This window comes from Paenibacillus sp. JT31N17 (assembly GCF_056269255.1).
The window spans coordinates 693,169-705,437 of record NZ_JBWDNP010000001.1; the positions used below are offsets into that span (position 1 = coordinate 693,169).

12 protein-coding genes are annotated in these 12,269 nt (G+C 51.7%); 7 read left to right on the forward strand and 5 right to left on the reverse strand.

Annotated elements, in window-relative coordinates; genetic code table 11:
* The first annotated feature begins 16 nt into the window (after positions 1-16).
* Positions 17-2,188 carry an amidase family protein gene (locus AC0YOB_RS02955; protein ID WP_475791477.1) on the forward strand — a complete coding sequence of 724 codons (2,172 nt, stop codon included), beginning with the start codon at positions 17-19 and terminating at the stop codon, positions 2,186-2,188.
* 137 nt (positions 2,189-2,325) lie between these two features.
* Positions 2,326-3,987: an S-layer homology domain-containing protein gene (locus AC0YOB_RS02960; RefSeq protein ID WP_475791478.1), complete on the forward strand. Its 1,662-nt coding sequence runs from the start codon at positions 2,326-2,328 to the stop codon at positions 3,985-3,987.
* Positions 3,988-4,081: 94 nt separating this feature from the next.
* On the opposite strand, the gene AC0YOB_RS02965 is transcribed toward AC0YOB_RS02960, so the two are convergent.
* Entirely contained in the window at positions 4,082-5,068 is a 987-nt protein-coding gene (locus AC0YOB_RS02965) for a tetratricopeptide repeat protein (RefSeq protein ID WP_475791479.1), read from the reverse strand.
* Between the two features lie 180 nt (positions 5,069-5,248).
* Between AC0YOB_RS02965 and AC0YOB_RS02970 the strand changes: the two genes are divergently transcribed.
* On the forward strand, positions 5,249-5,857 hold the full coding sequence (locus tag AC0YOB_RS02970; RefSeq protein ID WP_475791480.1) for a TetR/AcrR family transcriptional regulator: 609 nt from the start codon (positions 5,249-5,251) through the stop codon (positions 5,855-5,857).
* A gap of 119 nt (positions 5,858-5,976) precedes the next feature.
* Here the strand turns inward: AC0YOB_RS02970 and AC0YOB_RS02975 are convergent, their stop codons facing one another.
* A complete protein-coding gene (locus tag AC0YOB_RS02975) occupies positions 5,977-6,333 on the reverse strand; it encodes an NmrA family NAD(P)-binding protein (RefSeq protein WP_475791481.1) in 357 nt (118 codons plus the stop codon).
* A 70-nt stretch (positions 6,334-6,403) separates the two neighbouring features.
* On the opposite strand from AC0YOB_RS02975, the gene AC0YOB_RS02980 reads away from it, so the two are divergent.
* The 4 genes from AC0YOB_RS02980 (at position 6,404) to AC0YOB_RS02995 (ending at position 8,957) form a co-directional block, all read left to right on the forward strand.
* Entirely contained in the window at positions 6,404-7,168 is a 765-nt protein-coding gene (locus AC0YOB_RS02980; RefSeq protein ID WP_475791482.1) for an SDR family oxidoreductase, read from the forward strand.
* A 170-nt stretch (positions 7,169-7,338) separates the two neighbouring features.
* Positions 7,339-7,917 carry a hypothetical protein gene (locus AC0YOB_RS02985; RefSeq protein ID WP_475791483.1) on the forward strand — a complete coding sequence of 193 codons (579 nt, stop codon included), beginning with the start codon at positions 7,339-7,341 and terminating at the stop codon, positions 7,915-7,917.
* Between the two features lie 168 nt (positions 7,918-8,085).
* The gene (locus AC0YOB_RS02990) at positions 8,086-8,412 is read left to right on the forward strand and encodes a PadR family transcriptional regulator (RefSeq protein WP_475791484.1); all 327 of its coding nucleotides are present in this window, start codon (positions 8,086-8,088) and stop codon (positions 8,410-8,412) included.
* Positions 8,412-8,957 (forward strand): DUF2812 domain-containing protein, encoded by a 546-nt coding sequence (locus AC0YOB_RS02995; protein ID WP_475791485.1) that lies wholly within the window; start codon positions 8,412-8,414, stop codon positions 8,955-8,957. Before AC0YOB_RS02990 ends, AC0YOB_RS02995 begins: the two co-directional genes overlap by 1 nt.
* Before the next feature lie 81 nt (positions 8,958-9,038).
* Here AC0YOB_RS02995 and AC0YOB_RS03000 read toward each other — a convergent pair whose 3' ends face one another.
* The 3 genes from AC0YOB_RS03000 to AC0YOB_RS03010 all read right to left on the reverse strand — a co-directional run bounded on the left by AC0YOB_RS03000 (position 9,039) and on the right by AC0YOB_RS03010 (position 12,206).
* Positions 9,039-9,881, reverse strand: coding sequence for a carbohydrate ABC transporter permease (locus tag AC0YOB_RS03000; RefSeq protein WP_210043864.1), 843 nt, complete (start codon positions 9,879-9,881; stop codon positions 9,039-9,041).
* Positions 9,878-10,789, reverse strand: a complete 912-nt coding sequence (locus tag AC0YOB_RS03005; protein ID WP_210043863.1) for a carbohydrate ABC transporter permease — start codon at positions 10,787-10,789, stop codon at positions 9,878-9,880. The genes AC0YOB_RS03000 and AC0YOB_RS03005 overlap by 4 nt, the downstream gene beginning before the upstream one ends.
* A gap of 76 nt (positions 10,790-10,865) precedes the next feature.
* Positions 10,866-12,206 (reverse strand): ABC transporter substrate-binding protein, encoded by a 1,341-nt coding sequence (locus AC0YOB_RS03010; protein ID WP_475791486.1) that lies wholly within the window; start codon positions 12,204-12,206, stop codon positions 10,866-10,868.
* Between the last annotated feature and the right edge of the window lie 63 nt (positions 12,207-12,269).

A 12,269-nucleotide genomic window follows, 5' to 3' on the forward strand; every position in this document is an offset into this window, starting at 1 on the left:
AACCAAGGAGGAAGCCATGATTAAACCCTTTTCTAAATATGCAAGCCCGCTTCTGCTCAGCGTCTCGTTGGCAGCTGCGATTTTCAGTGCTCCGTTCGGAGCCCGCAGCGCTTACGCCGAGGACATCGTTCCAGTCGTTTCCCCTGAGGTTTCAGCAGCCGTTCAACTGTCCGGTCCGACTGCAACCGTAGTCAATGAGAACTTTAATGTGAATGTATCCTTGACAGGCGCTGCAGGTGATGCGACAGCAGGGAAATTTATTTTTGAATATGACCAAACTTTATTTGATTACATACAGGCGGCATCTGCAAACCCTGCAGTAAGCATTGCCGGCGAGAACAAGGAAGCCGGCAAGGTTACGATCGTGGCGACGGATACGGCTGGCAGCCTGACTCAAACCGGCGCTGTGCTCTCGCTGACTTTCAAAGCGAAAGCAGCTACCGACATCAGCGGAATCACCGGTTTTGTAGAGCTTGGACTCTCGGACAGGGGTACAGTGCAGACTCCTGAGCAAGCCCTTGCCTTGCGGATTTCCGGCACCGCTCCAGGCGACCTGAACGGCAACAGCGCGATCGACGTAGGAGATCTTTCTATTCTGATCAAAAATTTCGGCATCGCTTCGCAGGACCAGAACTGGGCGCTGGTCTCGTCGGCGGATTACAACCATACCGGCACGATCGATCTGCCTGACCTGGCTGCCCTCGGCAAAATTGTTCTTTATGACAGCGGCAAGTCGTTCCAGCTGATGGAAGCCGATATTATGAGCATCCAGAATGCTATAGCGGCAGGCAAGCTGACCTCGGTGCAGCTGGTGCAGATGTATCTGGACCGGATCGCTGCTTACGACAAGCAGGGCCCGACTATTAATTCGCTGATCACCATAAATGCGGATGCGCTGACAACGGCGGCAGCTCTGGATGAGGAGCGCAAGACAAGCGGCCCAAGAGGCCTGCTGCACGGTATTCCGATTATCGTGAAGGATAATTACGATACGACAGGCATGCCTACGAGCGCCGGCTGTACCTGCTTAAAGGACAATCAAACGCAAACCGACGCTTTCATGATTCAGAAGCTGAAGGCAGCCGGAGCGATTATACTGGCCAAAGCCAACCTGAGCGAATTTGCCATTAACACCGATACGAATAGCTCCCTGGGCGGTCAAACAAAAAATCCATACGATTTGACCAAAAATCCGGGCGGATCCAGCGGAGGCACGGGAGCGTCCCTTGCTTCGAACTTCGGGGTTGCCGGTCTCGGTACGGACACGGGCGGCTCGATTCGGATTCCATCCTCCTATAACAGTATAGTCGGCATCAGACCTACGATCGGGCTGACCAGCCGCGACGGGATTATTCCACTCGCCTTGACGCAGGATGTTGGCGGACCAATGGCCAGAACGGTATCCGATGCCGCCATTATGCTTGATGCGGTCAGCGGCTATGATCCGGCAGATATCGCAACAGCGGCCAGCATTGGCAAAAAACCGGCCAGCTATACCCAATATCTGGTGAAGGACGGACTAAAAGGCGCCCACATCGGACTTATCAGAGACAAAGCGATAACGGGCAGCAACGAGGCAGTGTTAAACCTGCTCGATCAAGCAGCTGAAGATATGAGAGCGCAGGGTGCGACAGTTGTTGATGTAACCATACCGGAAATCGACAAGATTATGGATTATCCAAGTCTCAGCGGATTCGAATTCAAGTTTCAGCTGAATGACTATCTGGCCAACAAGGCTGACCCCGCCGTCCGTTATCATACTCTTTCGGACATTATTGCATCCCGTACGGATTTCTTGTCTTCTCTGGCAGTTACTTTGAATACGAGAAATAATATTCAGGAGCTGTTCACGCCGGAGTATAAGGATATTGTGTTGTTCAGGCCGCAAACCACCCAGCAAAACCTGCTTAAAGTTATGGCTGACAATGATTTGGACGCACTGCTGTATCCGTCGACTTCTGGCCCTACAGGCTCAAACGCAGGCAGTGCGAACCGTCTGAGTCCATTCTCCGGCTTCCCGGCGATCAGCATACCGGCTGGCTTCGTTCCAAGCGGCACTCCGATTGGCATTGAACTTCTTGGCCGTCCTTACGCGGAAGGCGAACTGATCAAGCTTGGTTACTCTTATGAGCAGGCGACGCACAATCGTGTAGTGCCGGCAAGCGTACCTTCGCTGCCTGTCAATTAATCCCGGCATCGCAGCGGTAATCCGATTCAAAAGGAAGGGACGATGGAGGACAGAAACGGTTGATCAGCAGCCCTTTATCGTCATCCTCGTCAGAGCTTGCCGCCTGTTCACCTATAAGAGAAAGGAAGAACCTGTATATGGCGCGTAAAAGACTGATCCTGATTACAACAATATGCCTGGCGATAGCCCTCATGCTGCCGCAATTCGCGATGGCTGCGGCCAACTCCCAGTCCTTTTCCGTGGAAGCCTCCAAGAGCGCCTTGAAAAAAGGTGAGGAAGTTACGGTTACCGTAAGGGGAACGGGCCTCCAGGATGTATATGCTTATGAACTTCATCTTTATTTCAACTCCAGTCTGCTGGCATTCAAGCAGGGCAGCGAGACATCGACCGTGGTCGGCTTCAGCGCTCCGGCCACCGTATCGGAAACAGGCGGGACCCATGTCGTGTTTGCCCATACCAAGACTGGAAGCGGGACAGGCGACAGCGGTTCGGTCGATCTGGCAACGTTCACATTCACAGCGGTGAATGAAGGTGATGCCGAGCTCAATCTCAAAGAGATCCAGCTCATTGATTCGAATCTTTCGACCTCATCGGTTGCAAATAATTTTACGACTTCTGTCGAGGTGGGATTGGGGAGCATTTCCAATCCCAATCCGGACAGTGGAGGCGGAACCGGTCCGACAGGTCCTTCCGGTCCGACAGGACCAACGACACCGGCAGTTGATCCCGTAACCGTAACTGCGGATCAATTAAAGGGTGACGGAGAAGGCAAAGCAACTGTTGAGCTGACAGGTTCCGCAACAGCACTCAAGCTGCCCGCCGACACAGCGGATTTGCTTGGGAAGACGCTGCTGAACGTGGTTGCTGGCAAGGCGAAGCTGGAAATTCCGGCTGCTTCCTTCACGCAGCTGAAGGGCCAGTTGACTGAGGCGCAATTAAAAGACGGCTCATTCCTCCTGACGATCAATCCTGCGGCAGCAGCCGATCCGGCCAAATTCGGGGCGGATACCACAATTGCCGGCTCCGCTTACGAGCTTACGCTTCAGTGGATTGCAGCGGATGGCAGCAGCTACGATATCCATGAATTCAATGAGCCGTTGACCATCCGGTTGGCTGTTGACGCTTCGGTCAATCCGAAGCTGGCTTCCATCTTTTATCTGCCGGACAGCGGATTGCCAGAGTTCATCGGAGGCACATACGAAAATGGCGAATTCGCTGCCCAAATCACACATTTCAGCTCCTATGCGGTGCTGGAGATCAACAAAAGATTCTCTGACGTTCCAGACAGCCACTGGGCTTCCGAAGTCATCAAGGAGCTGTTTGCCAAGCAAATCGTTACCGGCATCAGCGACACCAAATTCGAACCGGGCCGCAATGTGACCCGCGCCGAATTTACCGCACTGCTTGTGCGGGCGCTCGGACTGACGGAGGAAGGCTCATCGGCATTTGAAGACGTTCCGGCGGATGCATGGTACGCCGCTGATGTCGCCGCCGCCTTCAAAGCGGGCATCGTTCAAGGCGTCAGCGAAGCGAAGTTCGCTCCAGGCGCCAACATTACCCGCGAGGAGATGGTGACACTTGCAATGCGGAGTTATGAAACGCTGAATGGTAAGCCTGCGGGAGGAGCGGTCGAATCGTTCAAGGATGAGGCTTCGATTTCCACGTGGGCTCTGGGCTATGTGAAAGAAGCAGCTTCGCTCGGTCTGGTTCAAGGACGTGCGGCTGGAGAGTTTGTTCCACAGGGCAGCTCGACACGCGCCGAAGCCGCGCAAATGATTTACCGCTTGCTGAACGAATAAGATGAGAATCGGCACTTAAAGGCGAATAACAGGCGTTCCCGGGGCGTAAGCCGGTTGAGGGAACGTCTGTTTTTTTTGTATTCTTATGCTTCCTCTACAATTTAGCGATACTTTCAAGCCGTTCTTTCGCTCTTGAGATGCCGAGTGGAAGCCGAAGCTCCTTCGCAAGCAGAAGCGCTTGTTTATAATGGGCAATCGCTTGATCCTGTTCATGCTGGAGGGCCAGGATATCTCCAATTGTCAGCAAAGAAGAAGCGATCGCTCTTTTATATCCCATTTCTTGGGCGAGGACAGATGCCTGGGTCGCGTGCTTTAAAGCGCGCTCGATATCTCCTTGTTTCAGATATATGTCACTTACCAGCAGATGATCGAGAGGCTGGTAGGGCCTAAAACCGGCTTCCTCACGCAAGGTCAAAGCTTGCAAAGCATATTGGAGCGCCTGCTCCAGGATACCTTGGCTCAAAGCATGATACGCCAAGTGGCGGGAAGGCTCTATTTTTTCATAGGTATGGTTGAACTGCTCGGCAATCCGGTAAGCCTTCTCATAATGTTCCAATGCTGCTTGCAGCTGCTGCCGGCGTTCATAGACGGTACCGATGAGAAAAGTGGACTCGCTTATTCCCCGCGTATCGCCCAATGCTTCCCGCAGCTCCAAAGCCTGCTGTTGGTTGGCAAGGGCTTCATTGTATTTTCCTGAGGAACTGTTTATGGTGGAGCTGGAGTTTAGATCAACAAAATAATGGGCCATCCCGAGCAAGCTTAAGGCATCCGCTAATCCCTGACGATCATTCGCCTCCTCAGCGAGTTGCCTTGATTCAAGCAGCGTTGAAAACATCAGCTCGGAATCTGAGTTCGTATACACATACTCGATCGCGAGAATTTTACCTTGCTTCAGCAGCAGTTTTAGCCGCTGCGGGCGCGCTTCATCTGCTGCTGCCACTTGAAGTGAAGTTTGCAGGAGATGTCTCGCATCTGATGATCGCCCAAATGCATGGTATGACTCGGCTATCTCACCCAGCGCTTCAAAGGCAGCTGAATATTTTTGACTGATTTCGCTGGAATGGGCCATAGAGGCTTTCATATTGTGTTCCCCTTTCGGATTATGGTTAGTCGAGATACTATGATAGTAGAGCTCTATAACAGCGGGGACAATAATCAAATCCTTATATCTGTTGTATAATTAACATCCGGTCTATTTTGTTCAGAAAGCGGGATTTGTCCAGAACATATAGGAAGGATTTGGAAGAAAGGGGCGTGCGTGATGGCAGTCACAAGAAAAGGCGAGGATCGCCGCATACAGCGGACTTGTCAGCTGATAAGGACTGGTTTTGTAGAAATTATGCGCGAAAAGGGTTTTGCTGCGGTGACCATACAGGATATTGCCGACCGCGCCAACGTCAATCGGGGCACATTCTACATTCACTATACAGATAAATACATGCTGTTGAATGAGATCGTACGTGACAATTTTGGAAAAATGCTGACAGATGCGCTTCCGCCCGATCCGCATTGGGACAAGAGAACGCTGCAGATTATTATTTTGACCGTTTTGAGCTGTTTTGAGGGCAAATACCGGCATCAGCAGCCTTCATCGCGTTTCCCGGCACTTCTCCTCGAACGGACTATTAAGGAAGAACTGAAGAATTACCTTTTCCAGCTGATCAAGCAGCATCGTGATGGCGATCCACAGGAGCTTGCGCGATTGGAAGCAAGGGTGCAGGTCGTCAATTGGGCGATTTTTGGGGCGGCCATCCAGTGGGGGCAGGAACCGGTCAGGATCGCCAAGGAACAGATGGCTGACGCCATCCTCTCTGTCATTGTGGACGGCACAATCCAGCCGGTTTCCGCAGATGAAAGGCAGAATAGATGAACTATTTCGGTTTTTTTCCCAATAGTATTGGATGCTGCGGGGAATTTAGAATACGGGTCGAGCAGAGGTAAACGGGGACATCCTCGAAAGACAAGGCTGTTGGCGGCAGCCCTATCCATTTATTCAGCGGCCAGTTCCATGAATCTCTCCTTGCCTTTCTTCTCGAGCCAAGCGTCGAAGCTGGTAAGTCCGGGATATGTCTGCCGCAAGGCCGGCAAATCGACTACATGACCGCCCCCGTTCAGCCACTCGTAGATCTGGGCAAGCGTTTCGCTCTGCCCGCGAAGAACTTCGATTGGAATGGGGGCATATTCAACCGGTTTTCCTGTCGCATATGTGATCGCAGAGGCGATTGCCGGCGGCGTCAGCGAGTCACTGGCGAGCTCGATCGTCCTGCCGATGAACTGACCGGGATTCCGCAGCGTATGCTTAACGTCCGTGTCAGCTCCAGCCTGAATGAGAGAGCAACATGGCAATACCCGCCTCGTGTTATAACTGTAGTCAGACAGGTGCGCACTTGTTACACATAAGAGGAGCTGGGAAACTATGAGTAAATTGAGCGGCAAGGTAGCATTGGTTACAGGCGCAAGCCGGGGGATCGGGCGTGCCGTTGCGGCAAGGCTGGCGGAGGAAGGCGCATTAGTGGCCGTTCATTATGGCAAGAACCAGGATGCTGCGGAAGAGGTTGTCCGCAGGATCGAGCAAAGCGGAGGCTCAGCGTTCGCGATTGGGGCGAATCTTTCATTTTCCAATGGATATAAGATTCTGTTCGAGAAGCTGGATGAAGCGTTGAAGGAACGAAGGGGCGTTACTCAGCTTGACATTCTGGTCAACAATGCGGGTATCGGTCTGTCTGCAGCGATTGAGGAGACAACGGAAGCCGCCTACGACGAAATAATGAGAGTCAATGTAAAAGCGCCGTTCTTCCTGATCCAGCAGGCGCTCCCGCGATTGCGGGATGAGGGACGCGTTATCAATCTGTCATCCGCTGTGACAAGAATTTCCCTGCCGGCTCTTGCTGTATACAGTATGACCAAGGGAGCCATTAATGCGCTGACGCTCGCATTGTCCAACCAGCTTGGACCGCGCGGAATAACGATCAATGCCATCCGTCCCGGCTTCGTTGCCACGGATATGAATGCCGCGGTGCTGCAGGATCCTGCGGGAGAGAAATTCGGTGCGGATTATTCGGTCTTTGGAAGATGGGGGCAGCCAGGAGATATCGCGGATATTGCTGCTTTTCTGGCTTCCCCGGACAGCCGCTGGGTTACCGGGCAGCTGATAGACGCCAGCGGAGGGTCCCATTTGTAAATCGTCAGGATGCTTTTGTTAAACCGCATGGAAGAGGAGCCCTTCTGCAGAGAAAGGCTCTTTTTTTGTTGGCAAAACGGTGTTTCAGCGTACAAGCGCCGTCTCTAATTCTTTTTTGCTTCATAAAATATGTTTACAGGATACCGTTAGATAACTTGGAGGGGATAACCATGATTCTGGAGACGTACGAGCGGGACTTTATGACGCTTTTGAACAAAAGAATAATTTACCGGGACAGTTTGCTTGATGTGGGCAGCGGCCTTTGCACATTGCTCGAATATATGAATTTCAATCATATTGTGGCGATGGATATCCACCGGCCTTATTTGATGAACCGCCAATATAACGCAAGTCATGTAATTCCGCTAAACGCCGACGCGCATCAGATGTCCCGGCTGTTCGTACCCGATTCTGTATCGGCGGTTTCGTTCATCGACTCGATTGAGCATTTCACGAAACAGGAAGGCCTGGAGCTGCTGCATAGCGCAGATGTAATTGCCAGGCATCATGTGATTGTGTTTACGCCCAGAGGCTACTTCCCTCAGGATGATGTGGACCATTACGGAATGAACGGGGAAATTTATCAGGCGCACCACAGCGGCTGGGAGCCGGAGGAGCTGGATAGTCTCGGTTATGATGTGATTATTATGAAGCAGTTCCATGGCCCGGAAAACCTGGCCTTTATGCGGGCATTCGGCAGCAGCCATGCGCCGGTGGATGCTTTGCTCGCAATCAAGACCAAGCTTTAGCCATTTTCTTCCCATGAGTGACATTAGAAAAAGCGGAACTAAGTTTTCCCGGGACGCGGTTGTAGCATACAACCGTGTTTTTTTTGCGCTTGACGACTATATCGGCATACGATACAATTACTACGTAAGCCGATATATTGGCAACCGTAATAGATGGAGGTGGCCGCATTGCCGGAAAGCACTGAAAGAGGCGCTTTAACTGAAGCTGTGTTCTATATTTTGCTGTCTCTGTACACACCCATGCATGGGTACGGGATTATGCAGAACGTAAAGGATTTAAGTCATGCACGGGTCAATCTTGGTGCCGGTACGCTGTATGGTGCGATTAATACCTTGTCCGAGAAGAAATGGATCACACTCCTCGACAACGAGAAAGACTCCCGCAAGAAACAGTATGTCATTACTGACCTGGGGAAATTAATGGTTCGGGATGAAATAGCCAGACTTAGAGAACTGCTCATGAACGGAGAACAGATAGCAGGGGAGGAGCAATAATGGAACATATTGTACGCAAAGCCTTTTGGGATCACGAGAAGGAAGAGCAGTGGCTGAATGAAATGGCCGCAAAGGGATGGGCGCTTACGGGGTATTCCTGGTGCAAATATGTCTTTGAGGAAACTCCGAAGAACGAATATGTGTACCGGATTGAGTTTTTGGATAATCTCCCCGCTCATCCCGAGAGTGGTGAGTATATTGCTTTTCTGGAGGAGAACGGGATCGAGCATGTGGCTTCCTATACCCGCTGGATCTATCTCCGCAAAAAAGCGGCCGAGGGCGAATTTGAGCTGTACACCGATATTGGATCAAAAATAAAGCACTACGAGAAAATAAATACATTTTGGACAACATTGGCGTTGGCAGAGTTTGCAGTGTGTTTGGTGGAAATCATAATTGGACTTAACCAATCCGGCCGTTTATTCATTCTGAATCTCGTGCTTGGCTGTATGCTGGCCATAATGGGAATTCTGCTGCTGGGACTGGGAATCAGGATCAGGAAGAAAATCAGAAGGCTTCATCATGAGAAAGCGATCAGGGAATAACCGGTTTTGGAGCAAAGCAAAGAGCATCGCCGCCCCGAATGGGGGAGCGATGCTCTTTGCTTGTAGCTTAATCTGAGCTCTCTAACCCTTGATGCCCGTCGTGGCAATGCCTTCCACAAAGTATTTCTGGGCCAGGAAGAAGACGAGAATGCAGGGCAGAATCGCAACGACCGACATGGCGAGCACCTGATTCCAGGGGGCGCTGCTGGAATTGTCGAGCGCCATTCTGAGCGCCAGCGCAACGGTATATTTTTTGACGCTGGTAATGTAGATCAAGGAGTTGAAGAAGTCATTCCAGGTCCAGATGAATTCGAAGATAGCAGCCGAGACCAGAGCGGGTTTGGCAAGCGGAACGAGAATCCGGACCAGAATGACAAAAGTGCCGGCACCGTCCATTTTGGCCGATTCGTCAAGCTCGCGCGGGAGCCCGCGAAGAAACTGCAGTATCATGAAGACGAAGAAGGCATTCGTCGCGAGTGCCGCCGGAACGATAAACGGATAATAGCTGTTCAGCCAGTCGAGATTCTTAAACAGGATATATCGCGGAATGACGAGAACGGCCTGGGGAAGCATCAGCGTCGAGATCATCAGCGTGAAGAACAGCTTCTTCAGCGGAAAATTGAACCTCGCAAAGCCGTACCCGACGATTGTGCTTGAGACTACGGTCAGCAGAACCGTGGGAATCACGAGCTTCAAGGTGTTGATAAAATATAGCGTAAAGGTATACTGGCCGGCGCCCATCCAACCCTTCCGGTAGGAATCCCACTGTGCGTGGCTTGTCCACAAGCTCAGCGAGCCGAAGATTTCCTGATTGGATTTGAGCGAAGCTCCGACCAGCCATATGAGCGGATAGACCATCACTAAACCGAACAGGCACATGAAAAGAAACAAAACCGTTTGCCGTGGCAGGACACCTGTTTTCATTTGCGGTCACCTCCGTCTTCATAATGCGTCCAATAGCTGGATGATTTGATGACAAGGGCGGTAATGGCGAAAATGATAAGAAACAAAATCCAGGATAGGGCGGAAGCATAGCCCATTTTCAGAAACTTGAAGCCTTCATCGTACAGCTTCATGCCATAGAGATAGGTGGACTTCAGCGGTCCGCCGTCCGGCAGAATAACGAATGCGCCGGTGAATTCCTGGAAAGCGTTCACGGTCTGCATAATCAGATTGAACAGCAGGATCGGCGTCAGCAAGGGCAGTGTGACGGAGAAGAACATCCTGATCCTTGAAGCGCCATCCACCCGTCCCACTTCGTAAAGCTCGCCCGGCACCTGCTTCAATCCTGCGAGGAACAGGACCATTGAAGACCCGAACTGCCAGACGGCCAGCGTCGAAATGGTGAATAACGCGATATGCGGATTGCCCAGCCAGTCGATTGCCGGTATTCCGACATAGGATATCATCTGGTTCACGATGCCTTCCTTCATGAACAGAAAACGCCAAAGCACGGCGACGGCAACGCTGCCGCCGAGGATGGAAGGCAGGTAATAGACCGTCCGGAAGAAATGAACGCCTCTCATCTTGACGTTCAGGATAACGGCGACGAGCAGGGCGAAGGATACCTTCAAGGGAACGGCGATCAGACTGTATATGAGCGTCACCTTCAGCGACTGCCTGAACATATCATCTTTTGTGAACATAGTGATGTAATTATCGAACCCGATCCATTTGGGCGCGCTCATCAAATCAAACGATGTAAAGGAATAATACATGGAAGCAAAGAAAGGGTAGAGCTGAAAAATAAGGAAACCGATGATCCAGGGGCTGATATACAGCAAGCCTTTGTATTTCCCTGATATACGTTTTTGTCTGTTTACAGTTTGCATTTCTCTCCACCTCGGGTGTTCGTTATGAAAGCGCAATGCCACTGTCCCGGAGCGGCATTGCGGCGATAACCACAGATTATGAGACTTCGGCGATTTTCTCGTTCAGGCGTTCGATCAGCTCATCCGCTGCCTTGTCCGGGGTCAGCGTTTTGAAAGCAACCTTCTGCAGGACATCCTTCAGCACTTCACTGAGCTGCGAATTTTGCGAAATGACGTTATCCGGTGTCGCCGGATGGGATGAAGCCACCTCGACAGCCGTGGAAACGTCCGGATCGAGTTTTTTCGCCTCGACGATGGCCAGTCGGGATGATTCCACGGCAGGTACGGCGCGTGTATCGCCAAGCACCACCGCAGCCTCTTTATCGGTCAGCAGCCAGTTGACGAATTTGACGGCTTCTTCCGTATTTCTGGATTCCTTGTTCACACTCACGACTTGCGAAGGACGGACAAGGGATGCCCCGGTCAAGGCATCGTCAAAAACAGGAGGGCTGACCGATTGCGATTCCGCCTCTTCAGGCAGCACTCCCGCATACTTGGTGATTTCACTGCTCCAGGCTTCAATTCCGAGAAATTCCTGGTTGATCCATTTCGGATTTTGCTCAAGCTTCGCATAGAACAGCTGGCTTTCGCCGTAAGGCTGGAATACCCCGGCATCGTATGCGTCAAGAAGCCATTGGAAGCCTTCAATCGCCTGCTCTCTGTTGAAGGAGAGCGTGTTGTCATCCTTGACCATCGGAGCGTTGGTGCGCTGTCTCAGAATCGATTGAAACATCATTTGCACGATACCGGAGTCTGCGTTCAGCAAATAATACTTTTTATCCTGCTCCCTGACTTTACGGGCCGCCTCAAGCAGGGAATCCCAGGTAAAGGGCTGGTCCAGCGAAATGCCAAACTTGTCGGCAAGCGTCTTGTTCATCAGAAGCGCGCGTCCGTTGATGCCCATCGGCAGTCCAATCGTCTGATCGTTAACGGTCACGAAGTCCTTCAGAAAAGCAGCGTCGAATTTGCTGAGATCAATGGATTTCTCCTGACTGAAATCGACGAGCAGCTTGCCGCTTTTGTTCAGCTCGGCGAGCCATGGGGTATCGAGCTGCATGATATCCGGAGCCGTGCCGCCTGCCAGCTGCGTTTTGATTTTCTGCTCGTAGCCGTCAAACCCGCCGTATTCAGCTTCGATCGTCACGTTGGGATTGGCTTCCTGGTACAGCTTGATTGCAGCCAATGTCGCCTGATGTCTCGTTTCGTCTCCCCACCAGGAGAAGCGGAGCGCCACCTTCTTGCCGCTATCGCCTGAACCTGCATTTTCTGTCCCGGATGAAGCATTGTTCCCTGTGTTTGCTGAGCTGCAGCCGGCGAATAGGACCGCAGCAGCGCTCAGCAGGATTGCCATGCGCATCCAGCCTGCCCGTTTTTTCATTTTTGTTTCCCCCTGTTCATAGTTGTAAGCCTTTGCAAGTAATATAGTAACAAGGATCTGAAA

Coding starts and splice junctions, on each gene's coding strand:
- AC0YOB_RS02955 (WP_475791477.1), top strand. CDS start 17: ATGATTAAACCCTTTTCTAAATATGCAAGCCCGCTTCTGCTCAGCGTC.
- AC0YOB_RS02995 (WP_475791485.1), top strand. CDS start 8,412: ATGGAACATATTGTACGCAAAGCCTTTTGGGATCACGAGAAGGAAGAG.
- AC0YOB_RS02970 (WP_475791480.1), top strand. CDS start 5,249: ATGGCAGTCACAAGAAAAGGCGAGGATCGCCGCATACAGCGGACTTGT.
- AC0YOB_RS02965 (WP_475791479.1), bottom strand. CDS start 5,068: ATGAAAGCCTCTATGGCCCATTCCAGCGAAATCAGTCAAAAATATTCA.
- AC0YOB_RS03010 (WP_475791486.1), bottom strand. CDS start 12,206: ATGAAAAAACGGGCAGGCTGGATGCGCATGGCAATCCTGCTGAGCGCT.
- AC0YOB_RS02980 (WP_475791482.1), top strand. CDS start 6,404: ATGAGTAAATTGAGCGGCAAGGTAGCATTGGTTACAGGCGCAAGCCGG.
- AC0YOB_RS03005 (WP_210043863.1), bottom strand. CDS start 10,789: ATGCAAACTGTAAACAGACAAAAACGTATATCAGGGAAATACAAAGGC.
- AC0YOB_RS02985 (WP_475791483.1), top strand. CDS start 7,339: ATGATTCTGGAGACGTACGAGCGGGACTTTATGACGCTTTTGAACAAA.
- AC0YOB_RS03000 (WP_210043864.1), bottom strand. CDS start 9,881: ATGAAAACAGGTGTCCTGCCACGGCAAACGGTTTTGTTTCTTTTCATG.
- AC0YOB_RS02960 (WP_475791478.1), top strand. CDS start 2,326: ATGGCGCGTAAAAGACTGATCCTGATTACAACAATATGCCTGGCGATA.